Here is a 17,618-nt window from a genome sequence, read left to right on the forward strand (position 1 = left end):
CGGCCTTAGCGGCTGGCGGCTTCGGCGTCCTTGCGGCGCTGCTCTTCCTGCTGGCGGGCGGCGTCAAGTTGCTGCTCGATGTTTTGCTTCAGGGTCTGGGCCTGTTCGGCCTCGCGGGCCTTGAGTCTGGCGGCAGTGGCGGCACTGCTGGCAGCATCAAGGCCGCAGGCCGTGAGAAGGCCGGCGAGGAGAAAGGGAAGAAGGCGGCGGGGCATGAGGTTCTCCGGTGCGGGAAGCGGACGGGGTGGATGCCCGCAACGGTAGTCCCGTTTTGCACCGACGTCATGCGTGCGTCGGATAAAGCGGCGTGTTGATCGATCAGGCCCGGCGCGGAGCCGGGCCTGGCAGGCTTACTTTTTGGCCGCTTCGGCTCCGCCGGAGACGCTGAGTTCGTCCTTCAGCTTGGTGATGCTCTTGTCGCCGAAACCCTTGACGTTCTTGAGGTCGTCGACGCTCTTGAAGGGACCGTTCTTGGTTCGGTAATCGACGATGGCCTGGGCCTTGGAGGGGCCGATGCCCTTTACGCCGTCGAGTTCGCCCGGGGTGGCGGTGTTGATGTTCACTGCTGCAAATGCCAGGTTGATGCCGGCAAGGGTGAGGCCGATGAGGGACAGGATGCGCTTCATGGTTTTCTCCGGTTGAGTGACGTTGTCATTTTACTGCCAACTTATATGTCATTGGCAAGGGGTTTGGCCGGCTATCGCAACATTTGGAGATCGTTTTCTACTAACCGATTGATGCGCGGCGCGTTGAAGGAAGACGTTCTTTCCCGGAGTCAGTCATGAAACGCCTCATCTGCATCATTCTTGCCGCTGCGTCCCTTGGAGGCTGTGTCGTGTTGCCCGTCGGTCCTGGTCATGGTCACCGTCATCACGGCTATGCCGACGCGCCCGTCATGGTGGTGCCGCCGGCACGGCCGATGCCTTACCGGGGTTACGAGCGCCGCCATGATCGCGGCTACGACCGGGGCAACCGGGGGGGCTGGTGAGATGTCGGCCCTGGTGGCCGGCAAGGTGGGTAAAGATGGGCAAATGTCCGGCAGTTGCGATCTGAAAATCGGTATCGTCGATTTCCACGATAAATTCCGGGCAGATGGGTAGACTCCCTCCAGCTGTCCGGACACTTCCGGGTGGCATGTCTGCTGCCGAAGCCTGCCGATGCCGTCCACGTCTCGAAAAACGGGGAATACCGCCCCTGAACACCGCCTCACCCTGCTCGAGGTACTCGACCTGTTGGTGGCCGATCGCCTTGTCGAGCGGGCCGATGCCGACGCCCTGCGCGTGGGCCAGGCCCAGCGCAGCGCCGATATCCATCCGTTGATCCTCATCGCCGGCCAGAAATGGCCCTCGAAGCTGCCGCCCCACCGGGTGCTGACCCTCGAAGAGTTGACCGAATGGCTGGCCGGCAAGGTGGAGCTGGATTACCTGCGCATCGACCCCCTGAAAATCGATTTTGCCGCCGTCACCGCAGTGATGTCCTCTGCCTACGCGACCCGGTTTGGCGTGCTGCCGGTGCAGGTGGGCCTGCGTGAAGTGGTGGTGGCCACCACCCAGCCTTACCTGCGCGAGTGGGAAGCGGAAGTTGCCGGCATCCTCAAAAAGGACATCCGCCGCGTGCTGGCCAATCCGGCCGATGTGGCGCGCTACCTGGTGGAGTTCTACAACCTGGCCCGTTCGGTGAAGAACGCGGCACAGAGCGGTGGCCATGGCGGCGCTTCGTCCTTCGAGCAACTGGTCGAGCTGGGTCAGGTCAATCGCCAGTTCGACGCCAACGACCGGCACATCGTCAATATCGTCGACTGGTTGTGGCAGTACGCCTTCGAGCAGCGCGCCAGCGACATCCACATCGAGCCGCGGCGCGACATGGGGCTGGTGCGCTTTCGTATCGACGGGGTGCTGCATCAGGTGTACCAGATGCCGATGAGCGTGATGACGGCGATGACCAGCCGCATCAAGATCCTCGGGCGCATGGACGTGGTGGAAAAGCGCCGCCCGCAGGACGGCCGCATCAAGACGCGGGTGACCAGCGGCAAGGAAGTCGAGCTGCGCCTGTCCACGCTGCCCACCGCCTTTGGCGAAAAGCTGGTGATGCGCATCTTCGATCCCGAGGTGCTGGTGCGCAACCTCACCGAACTGGGTTTTTCGGAGCAAGACGAGGCGCGCTGGAATTCCATTTCCGGGCGCCCCAACGGCATCATCCTGGTCACCGGCCCGACCGGTTCGGGCAAGACCACCACGCTGTATTCAACCCTCAAGCAGCTGGCCACGCCCGAAGTGAATGTGTGCACCATCGAAGACCCGATCGAGATGGTCGAGCCGGCCTTCAACCAGATGCAGGTGCACCCGGCCATCGACCTGGGCTTTGCCGAGGGTGTGCGGGCGCTGATGCGGCAGGATCCGGACATCATCATGGTCGGCGAAATCCGCGACCTGGAAACCGCCGAGATGGCCATCCAGGCAGCCCTCACCGGTCACCTGGTGTTATCGACGCTGCACACCAACGACGCCCCGTCGGCGGTCACCCGCATGCTCGACCTGGGCGTGCCGGCCTACCTGCTCAACGCCACGCTGCTCGGCATCATGGCCCAGCGCCTGGTGCGCATCCTGTGCCCGCACTGCAAGCAGGCGCATCCGATGACGCCCGAGGAAGAAGCGATCTGGGATCATCTGGTGACGCCCTGGAAGGCCACCCGGCCGGCCCGCATCCACCGCGCCATCGGCTGCATCGAATGCCGCATGACCGGCTACATGGGGCGCATCGGCTTGTACGAGATCCTGCTCATGTCGCCGGAGGTACGGAAGGCGGTGGGCGGCGAGGTGGATCTCGCCCGGGTGCGTGACCTGGCCGTGCGCGAGGGCATGAAGCCTCTGCGCCTGTCCGGCGCGCTCAAGGTGGCCGCGGGAACCACCACCCTGGCCGAGGTGGTCAAGGTGGCGCCGCCAGCGGAACATGAGTCGGGGCGCTGATTTGCGGGTACCCTCGCTTCCGCGTGACCAAACAGTCCGGCATTTCACTGGAGAACAGCATGGCCTCATCTTCTGAAAACGTCAGCATGGCGTTGTTCTGCGACTTCGAAAATGTGGCGCTCGGCGTGCGTGACGCCAATTTCGAGAAGTTCGACATCAAGCCGATTCTCGAGCGCCTGCTGCTCAAGGGCAGCATCGTCGTCAAAAAAGCCTATTGCGACTGGGAGCGCTACAAGGGTTTCAAGGCCACCATGCACGAGGCCAATTTCGAGCTCATCGAAATTCCCCACGTACGCCAGTCCGGCAAGAATTCGGCCGACATCCGTCTTGTCGTGGATGCCCTCGACCTGTGCTACACCAAGTCCCACGTCAATACCTTCGTCATCATCAGTGGCGATTCCGACTTCTCGCCGCTGGTTTCCAAGCTGCGCGAAAACAACAAGCAGGTGATTGGCGTGGGGGTGAAGCAATCGACTTCCGACCTGCTGATCGCCAACTGCGACGAATTCATCTTCTACGACGACCTGGTGCGCGAGATGCAGCGCACCTCGGCCAAGCGCGAGCCGCGCGAAGCCCAGCCCAGCACACGGCGCTCCCCGGCCGAAGAGAAGGGCCGCAAGGACGAGCAGGAAGGTCGCAAGACTCGTGGCATCGAACTGGCCGTGTCCACCTTCGAGGCCCTGATGGCCGAACGGGGCGACAGCGGCAAGATCTGGGCGTCGGTGCTGAAGGAGGCGATCAAGCGCCGCAAGCCCGATTTCAGCGAGGGGCGCTACGGCTTCCGGGCCTTCGGCAACCTGCTCGAAGAAGCCCAGGCGCGTGGCCTGCTGGAATTCGGCCGCGACGAGAAATCAGGGACTTACGTTTATCGTTCCGGTGCTGCCGCCCGCAGCGAGTCGGCGGTGGTGGAACAGGCGCAGACGGTGGAGTCTGGCGTCGAGGTCGTGCCCGTTCCCGCCGAGCGTCGCCCGTCGCGGCGCAATGGCCGGGGCGCGCGCAAGAGCGTCGTCGACAACGTGGCAACGGCGCAGAGCGAACTCGAAGCCGCCTATGCCGAGCACGTCGCCCAATCCGAGTTTGCTGCCCGCGACGAGCCGCTTGCGTTGCCTTCCGCGCCCATCGAGCACGTCGAGCCGGCCGAGACCCGTCGCCCGCCGCGTCGGGGGAGAGGCGAACGCAAGCCGGCTGTCGAGCAGCTTGCGTCGGTACCGGAAGCTGTTGAAGCGCCGGCTGTACCCGCGCCGCCGGTTGAAGCGGCAAGCCCGCCAGTCGCCAAGGAAGAGCGTCGCCGCAGCAGGGGCAGCCGCAAGCCGAAGGAGCAAGCGCCGGAGGCAGTGGCGTCCGACTTGGTGGCCGAACCCGCTGTTGCCGAGCCCGAAGCCAGAACGGAGACGCGTCGAAAAGGGCGCAGCGGACGCAAGACGGCAGATCAGACTACCGAAGTCGTGCCGTCCGAATCCGCTGCATCTGGCGAAGCGTCGGCCCCGCCGGCATCTGCTGAAACTGCCGCCAAGCCGGCTCGCAAACCCGCTGCGCGTAGCCGGCGTCCGCGCAAGACGGAGGAGTGATTCCGGCACCCTCCCTTGCACGCTGGTTGCCGGCGCTGGCCCTGATCGTCCTGTCCTGTACCTGGGGCTACACCTGGGTGTTGCTCAAGCAGGGCCTGGCCTACGCCTCGCCCTTTGCGCTGGCGGCCCAGCGCTGCGTCGGCGGCGCACTGGCGCTGGTGCTGGCGGTCAAGCTTACCGGGCGCTCGCTGCGCCTGGTGGCGCCGGGGCCGACGCTGGCCATCGGGCTGGTGCAGGTCACCGGCTTCGTGGCCTTCCAGACCTGGGCGCTGGTGGAAGGCGGGCCGGGCAAGACGGCGGTACTCATCTTCACGATGCCGATCTGGACGCTGCTGCTGGCCTGGCCGATTCTGGGTGAGCGGGTGCGCGGCAAGCAGTGGATCGCCGCCGGCAGCACGCTGGCCGGCCTGTTGCTGATCATCGCGCCGTGGAACATGCACGCCAGCCTGTTCAGCAAGTTTCTCGGCCTCAGCGCGGCGCTGTGCTGGGCCGTCGGCACCATCCTCATCAAGCGCCTGCGCAGCCGTCAGCCGGTGGATCTGCTGGTGCTGACCACCTGGCAGATGATCGTAGGTTCGGTGCCGCTGGTTGTGCTGGCGGCGCTGGTGCCGGAGCGCGCCACCGACTGGTCGTCCGATTACATCGCCATCATCAGCTTTTTGTCGATGGCCAGCGTGGCGCTGTGCTGGTGGTTGTGGATCTGGATCCTCGACCGCGTGCCGGCCTGGGAAGCCAGTCTGTCGGTGCTCGGGACGCCGGTGGTGGCGATCCTGTCGTCGCGGCTGACGCTGGGCGAGGACTTCAAGACCAGCGAGATCGCCGGCATCCTGCTGATCGGCGGCGGGCTGGCGCTGCTGTCCCTGTTCGGGTGGATGGCGAGCCGGCGGTCCGGCGCGCCTGTACAGCGCCGCTTGCCGCCGCTATAGTCCGCCCCGCGGTCTGTGTACCGCTTTGATTCATCCGCGGGGGCTTCCCCCGAAATGTAAGCCGGGGCCGATCTCCTGCCCGTCCCGGCGGCTGGTGCCGCTTCAGTGCGCACCCCCTTGAGGAGCTTTCCATGAATTCCGTGCCCTTCCCGCGGCGCGCGCTGCTGCGTGCCTGTGCTGTTTCCGTTCTTGCCGCCGTTGCCGGCCTGCCCTTCGCCGCCCAGGCCGAGGACGTGCTGCGGGTTTCTGCGATTCCCGACGAAGCGCCCACCGAACTGCAGCGCAAGTTCGCCCCCCTTGGCGCCTACCTGGAAGCCGAAACCGGGATGAAGGTCAGCTTCGTGCCGGTGACCGACTACGCCGCCGTGGTCGAAGCGCTGGCAACCCGCAAGATCGACCTGGCCTGGTTTGGCGGCTTCACCTTCGTCCAGGCCAAGATCCGCACCAACGGCACTGCGGTACCCCTGGTCCAGCGCGTCGAGGATTCGAAATTCACCTCGAAATTCATCACCGCCAGCGACAGCATCCACAGCCTGGCCGACCTGAAGGGCAAGACTTTCGCCTTCGGTGCGCCCTCCTCCACCTCCGGCCACCTGATGCCGCGCTACTTCCTGAGCCTCGAAAGCCTGAATCCGGACAAGGACTTCAAGAACGTGGCCTTCTCGGGCGCCCATGACGCCACCGTCGCCTTCGTGCAGGCCGGCAAGGTGGACGCCGGGGTGCTCAACGCCTCGGTGTGGGACAAGCTGGTCGAGCAGAAGAAGGTGGATACGAGCAAGGTGCGCGTCTTTGCCACCACGCCGCCCTACTTTGACTACAACTGGACGGTGCGCGGCGACCTCGACCCGAAGATCCAGGCCAAGATCACCCAGGCCTTCCTCAAGCTCGACCCGGCCAACCCGGCCCACAAGGAAATCATGGCCCTGCAGCGGGCCAGCAAGTTCATCCCCACCAAGGCGGAGAACTACAAGGGCATCGAAGCGGCCGCCCACGCGGCCGGTCTGCTGAAGTAAGCCGACCCGGAATCATCATGGGTTTCACCCTCGAAGGCGTCGGGCTGACCCACGCCAACGGTTTCCGGGCGCTCGCCGGTGTCGACATGCAGGTGGCGCCGGGCGAACGGTTGGCCCTGATCGGCGCCTCGGGGGCCGGCAAGACGACCCTGCTGCGGGTCATCGCCGCGTCCCTGCGCCCTGGCGAAGGGTGTGTGCGCCTGCTCGACGGGGAACCGTGGGCGTGCTCGCCGCGAAAGCTGCGCGGCTTGCGGGCGCGCATCGGGCTGGTGCACCAGTCGCCGCCGATCCCGCCGAGGCAGCGGGTGGTGACCGCCGTGCTGGCTGGTCGGCTCGGCCAGTGGCCGCTGTGGAAATCCCTGGCCTCGCTGGTGCTGCCCGCCGACCCGCAGGGCGCCCAGGCCGAACTGGCCCGCCTCGACCTGGCGGACCGGCTCTACGAGCGCTGCGACCGCCTGTCCGGCGGCCAGCTCCAGCGCGTGGCGCTGGCCCGGGTGCTGTACCAGAAGCCCGACCTGCTGCTCGCCGACGAGCCGGTGTCGGCCATGGACCCGGCCCTTTCCGAACTCACCGTGGCCTTGCTCAACGAAGAGGCGGTTCGCCGCGGCGTGACCCTGGTGGCCAGCCTGCACGCGGTGGACCTGGCCCTGCGCCACTTTCCGCGGGTGGTCGGGGTGAAGGACGGCGCCATCCTCTTCGACCTGCCGGCCGCATCCGTCACCGAAGCCTTGCTGCGCGAGCTTTACGCGGCTGAAGGCGGCCTGCCACTGGCCGGATCGGTGGCACCGGACGAGGCACCAGCCATCGTCGATCTGCCCCCGCTGCGCTGCGCATGAACGATTTCGTGGGTCGGACTTCAGTCCGACATGGGCCTTCGATGGCGTGTGTTGTCGGACTGAAGTCCGACCCACGGGGGGTGTGGCGATGAGCACTGCCGTGCGAGATCCGGCCGCCCTGCCCCGCCTGGGCTGGACCCTCGCTGCGCTGGTGCTGCTGTGGCCGCTGCTGCAGCTGGCCGAATTCAAGCCGGCGGCGCTGTTCGAGGCCGGCAATCTGAATGCGATGGGGCATTTCGTGGCGGGCTTCCTGCCCCCGGAAACCGCGCCGGATTTTCTTGCCCTGCTCGGCAAGGCCACCGTCGAGACCCTTGCGATGGCCACCGCCGGCATTGCGCTGGCCGTGCTGCTGGCGGTCCCCCTCGGCCTGATCCTGACCCGCAGCCTGTCCATCGCCCGCCTCGGGCCGGGGCGCGGCGGCTGGTTGGGCACGTTGATCCGGGCGCTGGCCCGGGGTGTTCTGGCCGTGTTGCGCGGCGTGCCGGAGCTGGTGTGGGCGCTGCTCTTTGTGCGCGTCTTCGGTCTTGGCGCAGCGGCCGGCGTGCTGGCCCTGGGTATCACCTACGGCGGCATGCTCGGCAAGGTGTACGGCGAAATCCTCGAATCCAGCGACGCCCGTCCGGTGCGCACCCTGCTCGAAGCCGGCAGCGGCCGCCTGGCTGCGCTGTGCTACGGCCTGTTGCCCAATGCCGCGCGGGAGCTGGTGTCCTACACCGTGTATCGCTGGGAATGCGCGGTGCGCGCGTCAGTAGTGATGGGTTTTGTCGGCGCCGGCGGGCTTGGCCAGTTGATGGACCAGTCGATGAAAATGCTCAACGGTGGTGAGGCGGCGAGCATTCTGGCGACCTTCCTGGTACTGGTGCTGGCGGCTGACGCCCTCAGCGAATTGCTGCGCCGGAGGCTGGCATGAGCCCCCGTGGGTCGGACTTCAGTCCGACAAGAGCCTTCGATGACGCGTGTTGTCGGACTGAAGTCCGACCCACGGGGGCGATGCGATGAGGGCGGGCGTTTCCGTTGGTGCGCTGTTTGCCGTGGCCCTGGTGCTGGCGGCGGTGGGGGCGAGCTTCGCCTACCTCGACATGCCTCTCGGAGCGCTGTTTTCGGGCTCGGCGGTGGACGAGGCGGTGAGCTTCGTGAAGCGCTTCTTTCCGCCCGATCTGTCGCCGGACTTTCTCGCCAAGGTGGGTTTTGCGACGCTGGAAACCCTCGCCATCTCGCTGCTCAGCACGCTGCTGGCGGCGCTGGTCGGGGCGCTGCTGGCCTTGCCGGCGGCCGGACGGCACGGTGTTGCGGCGCGGATGGGCGCGCGCTTCATTCTCAACCTGCTGCGTTCGGTGCCGGAACTGGTGTGGGCCACGCTGATGGTGCTGGCCGCCGGCCTCGGTCCCTTTGCCGGCACGCTGGCATTGGCCCTGCACACCACCGGCGTGCTTGGCCGCCTGTTTGCCGAAGCCCTTGAAAACACCCCGCCGGCGCCAGCTGAGGCGCTGGTCGGTGGCGGTGCGCCGGCACTGGCGAGCTTCTTCTACGGCACCCTGCCGCTGGTGGCATCGCAGTGGCTGGCCTACGGCCTGTATCGCTGGGAGATGAACATCCGGATGGCGGCGATTCTTGGTTTTGTCGGGGCCGGTGGTCTCGGCGCCCTGCTCTACTACAGCCTGTCCCTGTTCCACGAAGCCCAGGCGAGCACGGTGATCCTGGCCATGCTGGCGATGGCCATTGCGGTGGATGGGGCGAGTGCGTGGCTGCGGCGGGCCGCCGCTTGAGGATGACCCGCCGACGCGCTTAGGCGCTGGCGAGTGCCTTGGTGATCAGTTCGGTCATGAGGGCGTTCATTCCGCCTTCGTGGGCAGCGCCACGTTCCTGGAGTTGTTTCACCAGATCGATCGGCAGCTTGCAGGCAAAGGGAACCTGGCCCAGGGCCCGTTCCTGCTGGCGTTGTTCACGCTTGTCGGACGCGCTGGCTGCGCCAGTGCCGAAGCGGTTGGGAACGCCGGCCGCACCCATTTTTCCATTGATTTTCAAACCCTTGTTTTTCTCCAGGTCGGTGCTTTTCATACTTGTGATTTCCTTTGCTTCGTCTTGCCGGCGAAATCGCCAGCGCTTCCGATTATCACCCAATGAAACGGCAGCAACGGGAAACGCCGGATTTATCTGCCAAACGGTGTAGTCGGCAGGCTCTGCCTTTCTCCGCGAATCGCGCTACGATTGGCGCCTGCCAACGATCCCACGACCACGAGAGCCCCGCCATGGAATACGAAGTCGTCGACGCACAAGTCTCCCCCACCGGTCGTCTGGAAGTGCTTTCCAGGAGCGAAGCGGCCAAGCTGTCCCACAAGGGCCATGGCAGCCTGCACGAGCTGTACCGCAACTGTTCGCTGGCGGTGCTCAACTGCGGCAACGAGCTGGATGACGGCAAGGAGCTGCTGGAACGCTACAAATCCTTCGATATCCGCATCCTCCAGCGGGAGCGCGGCATCAAGCTCGACATCACGGCAGCGCCGGCCAGTGCGTTTGTAGACGGCAAGATGATCAAGGGCATCCAGGAGCATCTGGTCACCGTATTGCGCGATATCGTCTATGTGAACAACGAGATCGGCGGCAACCCGAAGTTCGATTTCGGGAGCTCGGAAGGCCTTACCGACGCGGTGTTCCACATCCTGCGCAATGCCGGCATCCTGCAGCCGATGAACCAGCCGAACCTGGTGGTGTGCTGGGGCGGGCATTCGATCAGCCGCGAGGAATACGACTACACCAAGGTGGTCGGTCACCAGCTGGGCCTGCGTGGCCTCGACATCTGCACCGGCTGCGGGCCGGGCGCCATGAAGGGGCCGATGAAGGGCGCCGCTCTGGCCCACGCCAAGCAGCGCATCACGAACGGCCGCTACCTGGGCTTTACCGAGCCGGGCATCATCGCTGCCGAGGCACCCAACCCCATCGTCAGCGAACTGGTGATTTTTCCCGACGTCGAGAAGCGCCTGGAGGCTTTCGTGCGCACCTCCCACGGCATCGTGGTGTTTCCGGGTGGAGCCGGCACGGCGGAGGAAATTCTCTACATCCTCGGCATCCTGCTCCATCCCGACAACGCCGAGCTGCCCTTTCCGCTGGTGTTTACCGGCCCGAAGAGCGCGGCCGAGTATTTCGTGCAGATTGACCGCTTCATCGGCGAAACCCTCGGGGCCGAGGCGCAAAAGCGCTACAAGATCATCGTTGACGATCCGGCCGAGGTGGCGCGGGTCATGCAGGTTGGCATCGAGGAAGTGCGCGCCTTCCGCAAGGAAAAGCGCGATGCCTATTACTTCAACTGGCTGCTGCGCATCGAGCACGAATTCCAGAAGCCTTTCCGGCCGACCCACGAAAGGATGCGCACCCTCAAGCTGCACAAGAACCAGCCGACCCACCTGCTGGCGGCCAACCTGCGGCGCGCCTTTTCGGGGGTGGTGGCGGGCAATGTGAAGAACGAGGGCATCCGCGAGATCGAAAAGCACGGCAGTTTCGAGATCTACGGCGAACCGGCGATCATGGGGCCGATGGATGCGCTGCTGGCGTCCTTCGTGGCCCAGGGCCGCATGAAGCTGCCGGGCAAGAAATACAACCCGTGCTACCGCGTGCTGGCCGGCAACCCTCCCGACTGAAGCAAAAAAGTCGCGCTGCGTCAGCGTGTTAAAATCGCCGGCTGTCGATCTGCCGTGCTCCGTGGACATTAAATGAGAGATCCCTACGATATTCTGGGTGTTTCGCCGACCGCGCCGCTCGATGCCATTAAAACGGCCTATCGCAAGGCGGCGCGGCTGTACCACCCGGACAAGAATCCGTCACCGAATGCGGAAGCGCGCTTTCGCGAAGCGCAAATGGCCTACGACCTTCTCTCCGATGAAGGCAAACGGCAGGAACACGATTTGCAGCGCCGTCGCAATCTGATTGACGATCCGCTGGAGGAAGCCGCCTCCCTCTGGAACTCCTACATTGAAAAAGCTATTTCGTGACCTCTATTTATTTTGAAGATCTGGCCGAGCGCTATTCCAGCGAAATTGACGACCTGCGTTCCGATTCGGAAGGCAAGGATGTGCTCAAGAAGCGTCTGCAGGAAAAGCGTCAATCCTTTGAATACCTGATGCCGATGCTCGAAGAGGCGCCCGAAATGGTCGCCCCGGCCTTTCACGGCGCCTTCAAGCTCAATGACCGCAAGATGCTCGACAAGGCGTCCCGCAGCACGCCGGGGATGCCGGGTTTCCCGCGCTGGAAAGAGCTGGCCAAAACCCTCGTGATTGCTCCGTGGGCGCTGCCGCTGATCGATGCCTGCCTGAATGCCGACGAAGCCGATGGCGATGCCTTCCTCGTCACCACCGTGGTCCTCGAATGGCTGCTGACCGAAGACCTGCGCCGTCCGCAGGCTGCGTCCGCCGTGGACGACGAAGATGAAGACGATAGCGAAGACCTGAGTGAATCCGGTGAAGGCTGGATGTCCGAGCAGGGCTTCGATGCCATTGACCGATAAGCGAGATTGCCCATGACTCACCCCGTCATCCAACAGGCGAAAGCCCTGATCCTGTCCGGTGAAATTGCGGAGGCCGAATCCTTTCTGGTGGCCATCGCCGAGAAGGAAGGCGATCACGCGCTAGTCAGCGTGCTCGACGAAATGGCGCCGAAGGACGTGCTGGCGCTGATGCGCGAATTCGACACCAGCAAGGAATCGGTGATCAACCTGGTGGTCAGCCCCGAGCAGTTCGTCGAGGCGATTCTGCTCGAGCGCAAATACGGCGAGCCGATCGAGAAATACGTGCCGCGCCTGCGCAACACGATGAACTCGGTGATGCATCGCACCGGTCCGGCCTGCGCCGAGGTGCTCGAATGCCTGGCCGAGCACGACGAAGGCGTGCGCCTGCTGGCCGACTACTTCACCGACGAATACGACGCCCTGCAAACCCTGGCCTACCACGGCGTTTTCGAGAAGGACTCGGATGCCGAGCGTGCCTTTGCGCCCAAGCGCGTGTCCACCTGGGATGCCGAGCAGCGTGACGACCTCGACCAGGGTCTCGAGATTGGCGACGCCATCGAAATGGTGCGGGTGCGCATGTCGCGTTCCGAAGTCGCCGATTCCGACTGGATGGAAACGGCCTGGGTGCTACGCCACGAATTCACCGATACCTTCGAACTGCTGATCATCGAGATCCGCGACCGCATCGCGCGGGCCAATGAAGCCGCCAACATGCCCGTAGCCGAATCCGGCGAGCCCGGTGTACCCAAGCTCGACGAAGACGACGACGAGTCCGCGATCTGACGATGTTCAGTGAAACCGCCGTTGCCAAAGTTGATGCGCGTCCCTATTTCGAACGGGTGCTGGGCCACGCCCTGAAAGAGGGTTTGGTCGACGAGGCACGTTTGGCGTCGATCAGGCGCGAAGGGGCCAAGGGAATCGTGCAGCTGGCCGGCTTCTTCGGCACGGCCAACCTGCGCCCCGAACTTGAAGCGGCGCGCACCCGGCTGGTCACGCTGGTCGGCCTGGCCCTCGAAGCGGAGGCCGGTGGGCAACTCGATGCCGCTGCCCGTCTGCTGCGCGACAAGAGCCTGCTGGCCCTGTCGAAGGCTGGCGCCGAACGTCTGCGCGGCCTGCTCAAGTTGCCCACCGACAGTTTTCTGGAGCCCCCCAACGCCCTCAACGAGGACGAAAAGGTGTTCCTGTCGCGGTGGACCTTCGACGAGCCGATGACGTTTGCGCGCTACCTGCTGGAGCGCAAGGCCCGCGAGAAGAACCACAACCTGCATGAATTGAGCTACTGGCTGGCCGGCAAGTTCGGCGTCAGCCGCGACGAGGTGCAGGGCTGGCATGTGTCCTGTGATTCGGTCGTCAATAGCGTCCTGCTGGTGCTGTTTGCCGAGAAGAATCCGAAAGGCTTTTTCAGCGGCGAGCGTTTTACCAAGTTGCACGAAGCCGCGCGCAAAAAGCGCAAACACGATTTCTCCCTGCTCGACGCGTGGCGCGAAGAAGCCCCGCCAGCGCTGCAGGCCCTGCTCGACCGGGCGCGGGAGCATTTTCTCAGCGACGTGCTGGCCCTCATCCGCGGTCATGAGGCCATCGACCTGTATCGCCGTCAGGAGCGCTTTTCCGGCCTGTTCTTCTTCGATGCCAGCGATGTGGATGAAGTCACCCACCACGACAAGGCGATGGAAGAGGAATGGCGGCGCATCACCGGCGGCCACGGCGATCACACTGACGTGCAGTGCACGGCGCTGCTGATGGTCGCGACCGGCCTCGAGCCGACCCCGGTGCTGCGCAAGAAGGACGCCATCGCAATCTGGCAGCACTTTCGCGATGCCGGTTTCGATGACAAGGCCGTCGAAGCCTTCATCGAAACCGTGGTGCCCTTCGAATACCAGGCCGACGTGCTGCGTCTGTGGCAGGAAGACCTCGGCCCGGAAGCCGGCGTAAAGCTCGACGACGACATCCAGGCCCACGCCCTGACTTATCTGCACGAGGCGTGCCGGCCGGGCTGGAAGAAAAAGCCCTGACGCTGCCGCCCCGTAGCGGATCCATCCTCCGGAGGAGTCCCCGATGAGCAACAAGCCCCCCCTCGCCGACCTGCGTCAAAGCTACGACAAGGGCAGCCTCGACGACCATGAAGCCACCGACGACCCGTTGCATCAGTTTGGCGTCTGGCTCACCGAAGCCCTCGACAAGAAGCTGCCCGAACCCAACGCGATGACGGTGGCCACCGTGGGCGCCGACGGCCGCCCGTCCACCCGTGTGGTGCTGATCAAGGCTTACGACGAGCGCGGCATCGTCTGGTACACCAACTACGCCAGCCGCAAGGGCGAGGAGCTGGAAGCGCATCCCTTTGCCGCGCTGCAATTCCACTGGGTCGAGCTGGAACGGGTGGTGCGCATCGAAGGCCGTGTCGAAAAGCTTGCGCCCGAAGAGTCCGACGCCTATTTCGCCAGCCGTCCCCTCAGCCACCGCATTGGCGCGTGGGCCTCGAACCAGAGCCAGCCCATCGCCGGTCGCGGCACTATCGTCGCCCGTGCCGCCGAATACGCCCTCAAGTTCGGACTCAACCCGCCCCGCCCACCCCACTGGGGCGGCTACCGGCTGCATCCGGACTACTGGGAGTTCTGGCAGGGCCGGGCTTCCCGGCTGCACGACCGGATGGCCTACCGGCTGGCCGACGACGGCCTGTGGCACAGGGAGCGCCTGTCGCCCTGAGCGCTGGCCGCCCGGGCCTTCAATGCGATAATGATCACCCGCCTGCCGAAGAGGTTAGAGATGTTGCGCCGTCTTGCTGTCACTTCCATGCTCATGCTGGGCTCCCTGCCTGCTTTTGCCGATGAGGCAAGCTATCGCTTCTCGCCGGTCAATCAATGGGACATCAACAAGACGGCGGCTTACTGGAACCCGATCATCCAGTACGTTTCGGACAAGAGCGGGGTCAAGCTGCAGCTCAAAATCGGGCGCACCTCGGCCGATACGACCAGCTACGTGCTGGCCCAGGAAGTCGAATTCGTATTCACCAACCACCTCTTCAGCCCCGAGCGCGAAACCCTCGGCTGGAAAGTCTTCGGCCGCCGCAACGCACCACCGCTGCACGGCCAGATCGCCGTGCCGGCCGATTCGCCGATTACCCGCATCGATGAGCTGAAGGGCCAGGAAGTGGCCTTTGCCGGCCCCGAAGCCTTTATCGGCTACAAGGTGCCATCGGCCCACCTGCAGTCAAAAGGCGTCGACATCAAGGCTGTTTTCGGTGGCAACCAGAACGCCGCCATCGCCCAGATGTTTGCCGGCAAGGCCAAGGCCGTCGGCAGCAACTCGATGCTGATCGAGGGCTACACCGCCCGCGAGAACAAGAAGTTCCGCGTCCTGTGGACCTCCGAGCCCTACCACGACCTGGCCCTGATGGCCGCCGGCAAGGTGCCGGAGAAAGACCTGAAAGCCGTCGCCAGCGCCTTCCTGAGCATGCACAAGGATCCGCGCGGGCAGGAAATCCTGCACAAGGCCTCGCAGGAAGTCGGGCTCAGCAGCGACGCCTATTTCATCCCTGCCAGTAGCAGCGATTACGTCTCCTACCGCAAGTTCTACCAGAGCGCTCCGGCAGGTTTGCGCTGAGACCCCGGCCAGACGCTCGTGGGCAAGCTCATCAGGTTGTTGCCGCAGTCGCTGGTGGCGCGCATCTATGCGCTGTATTCGGCGACGCTGCTGATTTTTGTCGGCCTCGGCCTCGCCCTTTTTTACCAGTACCAGTTTGTCCAGGAGCTGGAAACAGCCCAGCAGTCGGCCACCATGCTGATCGAGGTGACGGCTCAGACGATCTCCGACAGCGCCGTCATTGGCGACTACGACACGATCAAGCGGACCCTCGAAAAATCCATACTCGGTTCGCAGTTCACCTCGGCCAACTTCATCGATCTGTCCGGTGGCGGCATGCACAGCGACAACCGCCTGATCCCCGAGGCCGAAGCGCCGGGCTGGCTGCGCGACAAGGTGGCGGAACGCCTTTACGAAGTTAACCGCGTCATCTCGGCGGGCGGGCGCGACTACGGTGTGCTGCGTCTGGCCTTTGACGTGGATTTCATTGCCGGCGGGTTGTGGAAGCTCTTTCGCTCGGCCCTGTTGCTGACCCTGGTCGGCTTCTCCGGTGGCCTGGCGCTGATCTGGTTTCCGCTCAAGCACTGGCTTGGCTCCCTCGACCGGGTTCGTCATTTCGAGCCCCATGAATCGGCCAGCCGGGCTAGCGACAATGCGCAACAGCTGGCCGATCTGCCGCTGGAGTTCCGGCCCATGTTCGACGTGCTCAACCAGACCGCCGCCCGCCTGCGCCAGGAACTGGCGAGCCGGGAACAGGCCCTGGTTTCCCTGCGTAAGCTGCTGGCCGATCTGCAAACGCTGCCGGCGGCGCCGGGGGCCACGCCGGAAGAAGACATCGGTGCGCTGTCCCTGGCCATCCGCCGCCTGGTGGACGAACGGGAGGCGAGCCGCATCGCGCTGGAGCAGGCGCGCGACACGGCCGAAGCAGCCAACCGCGCCAAGAGCGACTTTCTGGCCAACATGAGTCACGAGATCCGCACCCCGATGAACGGCATCATCGGCATGACCGAGCTGGCCCTGGACACAGCGCTCACCGACGAGCAGCGCGATTACCTCGACACCGTGCGTGCCTCGTCGAATTCGCTGCTCATCATCATCAACGACATCCTCGACTTCTCAAAAATCGAAGCCGGCAAGCTCGACATCGAAAGCGTCGGTTTCAATCTGCCCGGGCTGGTGCACGAGACCCTGCGTCCGATTGCCTTGCGCGGCACGGGCAAGGGCCTGAAGGTCGATTGCCTCATCGACGTCGGCGTTCCGCAGCAGGTAACGGGCGACCCCATCCGCATCCAGCAGATTCTCCTCAACCTGCTCAGCAATGCCGTCAAATTCACCGAGAAGGGCGAGGTTATGCTGACCGTGCAGCGGGAAGCGGATGACCGGGGGCAGGAATGGCTGCGCTTTGCCGTACGGGACACCGGCATCGGCATCACCCCGGAGGCGCAAAAATACGTCTTCGACGCCTTCTCGCAGGAAGATACGTCCACCACCCGCAAGTTCGGCGGAACCGGGCTGGGCCTGTCGATCTCCAGTCGCCTCAGCACACTGATGGGCGGCAGGATCTGGCTGGACAGCGAACCGGGACGCGGCTCGACCTTCTACTTCATGCTGCCATGTCGGCTTGCGGAAATGCCAGAGCCGCTGCTGTGCCCTGAGCCAGCGGCACAACACCCGGGCAGCCAGGCCAGCGCAATGGAAGACCCGGCATCAGGGCTGTGTGTTCTGCTGGTGGAAGACAACCCGGTCAACCAGCGGGTCGCCACGGTACTGCTGACGCGCCGAAACTATGCCGTCGAGATTGCCGGGAACGGGGCGCTGGCCCTCGAAGCCTTCCGCCACAAGCACTTCGACGTCGTGCTGATGGACATGCAGATGCCGGTCATGGACGGGCTGGAGGCCACGCGGCGTATCCGCGCGCAGGAAGCCGGGGCGACCCGGGTCCCGATCATCGCCATGACCGCCAACGCCATGACCGGCGACCGGGAGCGCTGCATCGACGCCGGCATGGACGACTACATCGCCAAGCCGATCAACGCGAACGAGTTGTTCGAGCGACTGGAGAAGTGGACGACTGCCAGGCAGTGTTGAGCGATTTTCGTCGAGGCCTGGGTGGCCATCACTCAGGCCTCCATGATTGTCGTGTAACCCTGGATGGCAATCATCAAGCGCCTGATGACGACCATCAGAGCGCTGACGACGCTCATCAACACCTGGATGATTGGCATCAGCGGT

The 17,618-nt window shown here is 64.6% G+C and carries 19 protein-coding genes; 16 read left to right on the top strand and 3 right to left on the bottom strand.

Features of this window, described 5'->3' with window-relative positions; genetic code table 11:
• Nucleotides 1–5: 5 nt before the first annotated feature.
• Nucleotides 6–215 (bottom strand): hypothetical protein, encoded by a 210-nt coding sequence (locus ETQ85_RS11140; RefSeq protein ID WP_148579128.1) that lies wholly within the window; start codon nucleotides 213–215, stop codon nucleotides 6–8.
• A gap of 135 nt (nucleotides 216–350) precedes the next feature.
• Nucleotides 351–626, bottom strand: coding sequence for a ComEA family DNA-binding protein (locus ETQ85_RS11145; protein WP_148579129.1), 276 nt, complete (start codon nucleotides 624–626; stop codon nucleotides 351–353).
• Between the two features lie 155 nt (nucleotides 627–781).
• On the opposite strand from ETQ85_RS11145, the gene ETQ85_RS11150 reads away from it, so the two are divergent.
• From ETQ85_RS11150 to phnE, 8 genes are all read left to right on the top strand, one after another.
• Nucleotides 782–988 carry a hypothetical protein gene (locus ETQ85_RS11150; RefSeq protein ID WP_148579130.1) on the top strand — a complete coding sequence of 69 codons (207 nt, stop codon included), beginning with the start codon at nucleotides 782–784 and terminating at the stop codon, nucleotides 986–988.
• A gap of 169 nt (nucleotides 989–1,157) precedes the next feature.
• Nucleotides 1,158–2,966 carry a type IV pilus assembly ATPase TfpB gene (tfpB, locus tag ETQ85_RS11155; RefSeq protein ID WP_148579131.1) on the top strand — a complete coding sequence of 603 codons (1,809 nt, stop codon included), beginning with the start codon at nucleotides 1,158–1,160 and terminating at the stop codon, nucleotides 2,964–2,966.
• 59 nt (nucleotides 2,967–3,025) lie between these two features.
• Nucleotides 3,026–4,534: an NYN domain-containing protein gene (locus ETQ85_RS11160; protein ID WP_148579132.1), complete on the top strand. Its 1,509-nt coding sequence runs from the start codon at nucleotides 3,026–3,028 to the stop codon at nucleotides 4,532–4,534.
• Complete coding sequence (locus ETQ85_RS11165; protein ID WP_246128743.1) at nucleotides 4,531–5,460, top strand: DMT family transporter; 930 nt, start codon at nucleotides 4,531–4,533, stop codon at nucleotides 5,458–5,460. Before ETQ85_RS11160 ends, ETQ85_RS11165 begins: the two co-directional genes overlap by 4 nt.
• A 131-nt stretch (nucleotides 5,461–5,591) precedes the next feature.
• Nucleotides 5,592–6,473 (top strand): putative selenate ABC transporter substrate-binding protein, encoded by an 882-nt coding sequence (locus ETQ85_RS11170; RefSeq protein ID WP_148579133.1) that lies wholly within the window; start codon nucleotides 5,592–5,594, stop codon nucleotides 6,471–6,473.
• 17 nt (nucleotides 6,474–6,490) lie between these two features.
• The gene (locus ETQ85_RS11175) at nucleotides 6,491–7,309 is read left to right on the top strand and encodes a phosphonate ABC transporter ATP-binding protein (RefSeq protein ID WP_148579134.1); all 819 of its coding nucleotides are present in this window, start codon (nucleotides 6,491–6,493) and stop codon (nucleotides 7,307–7,309) included.
• 88 nt (nucleotides 7,310–7,397) lie between these two features.
• Nucleotides 7,398–8,219 carry a PhnE/PtxC family ABC transporter permease gene (locus ETQ85_RS11180; RefSeq protein ID WP_148579135.1) on the top strand — a complete coding sequence of 274 codons (822 nt, stop codon included), beginning with the start codon at nucleotides 7,398–7,400 and terminating at the stop codon, nucleotides 8,217–8,219.
• An 85-nt stretch (nucleotides 8,220–8,304) separates the two neighbouring features.
• The gene (phnE, locus tag ETQ85_RS11185) at nucleotides 8,305–9,075 is read left to right on the top strand and encodes a phosphonate ABC transporter, permease protein PhnE (RefSeq protein WP_148579136.1); all 771 of its coding nucleotides are present in this window, start codon (nucleotides 8,305–8,307) and stop codon (nucleotides 9,073–9,075) included.
• 19 nt (nucleotides 9,076–9,094) lie between these two features.
• Here phnE and ETQ85_RS11190 read toward each other — a convergent pair whose 3' ends face one another.
• Nucleotides 9,095–9,367: a hypothetical protein gene (locus tag ETQ85_RS11190; RefSeq protein WP_148579137.1), complete on the bottom strand. Its 273-nt coding sequence runs from the start codon at nucleotides 9,365–9,367 to the stop codon at nucleotides 9,095–9,097.
• A gap of 191 nt (nucleotides 9,368–9,558) precedes the next feature.
• Here ETQ85_RS11190 and ppnN point away from each other — a divergent pair, with 191 nt between their 5' ends.
• The 8 genes from ppnN (at nucleotide 9,559) to ETQ85_RS11230 (ending at nucleotide 17,474) form a co-directional block, all read left to right on the top strand.
• Nucleotides 9,559–10,944 carry a nucleotide 5'-monophosphate nucleosidase PpnN gene (gene ppnN, locus ETQ85_RS11195; RefSeq protein ID WP_148579138.1) on the top strand — a complete coding sequence of 462 codons (1,386 nt, stop codon included), beginning with the start codon at nucleotides 9,559–9,561 and terminating at the stop codon, nucleotides 10,942–10,944.
• Between the two features lie 72 nt (nucleotides 10,945–11,016).
• A complete protein-coding gene (locus ETQ85_RS11200) occupies nucleotides 11,017–11,295 on the top strand; it encodes a DnaJ domain-containing protein (RefSeq protein ID WP_148579139.1) in 279 nt (92 codons plus the stop codon).
• The gene (locus ETQ85_RS11205) at nucleotides 11,292–11,807 is read left to right on the top strand and encodes a hypothetical protein (RefSeq protein ID WP_148579140.1); all 516 of its coding nucleotides are present in this window, start codon (nucleotides 11,292–11,294) and stop codon (nucleotides 11,805–11,807) included. Before ETQ85_RS11200 ends, ETQ85_RS11205 begins: the two co-directional genes overlap by 4 nt.
• 12 nt (nucleotides 11,808–11,819) lie before the next feature.
• Nucleotides 11,820–12,590, top strand: a complete 771-nt coding sequence (locus ETQ85_RS11210; RefSeq protein WP_148579141.1) for a hypothetical protein — start codon at nucleotides 11,820–11,822, stop codon at nucleotides 12,588–12,590.
• Between the two features lie 2 nt (nucleotides 12,591–12,592).
• Nucleotides 12,593–13,819 carry a hypothetical protein gene (locus tag ETQ85_RS11215; RefSeq protein WP_148579142.1) on the top strand — a complete coding sequence of 409 codons (1,227 nt, stop codon included), beginning with the start codon at nucleotides 12,593–12,595 and terminating at the stop codon, nucleotides 13,817–13,819.
• A 43-nt stretch (nucleotides 13,820–13,862) separates the two neighbouring features.
• Nucleotides 13,863–14,510 (top strand): pyridoxamine 5'-phosphate oxidase, encoded by a 648-nt coding sequence (gene pdxH / locus ETQ85_RS11220; protein WP_148579143.1) that lies wholly within the window; start codon nucleotides 13,863–13,865, stop codon nucleotides 14,508–14,510.
• Nucleotides 14,511–14,570: 60 nt separating this feature from the next.
• Nucleotides 14,571–15,407: a phosphate/phosphite/phosphonate ABC transporter substrate-binding protein gene (locus ETQ85_RS11225; RefSeq protein WP_148579144.1), complete on the top strand. Its 837-nt coding sequence runs from the start codon at nucleotides 14,571–14,573 to the stop codon at nucleotides 15,405–15,407.
• 18 nt (nucleotides 15,408–15,425) lie between these two features.
• The gene (locus ETQ85_RS11230) at nucleotides 15,426–17,474 is read left to right on the top strand and encodes a hybrid sensor histidine kinase/response regulator (RefSeq protein WP_148579145.1); all 2,049 of its coding nucleotides are present in this window, start codon (nucleotides 15,426–15,428) and stop codon (nucleotides 17,472–17,474) included.
• Nucleotides 17,475–17,618: the final 144 nt, after the last annotated feature.

The sequence above is a fragment of the Zoogloea oleivorans genome, assembly GCF_008107625.1.
Classification (GTDB): domain Bacteria; phylum Pseudomonadota; class Gammaproteobacteria; order Burkholderiales; family Rhodocyclaceae; genus Zoogloea; species Zoogloea oleivorans.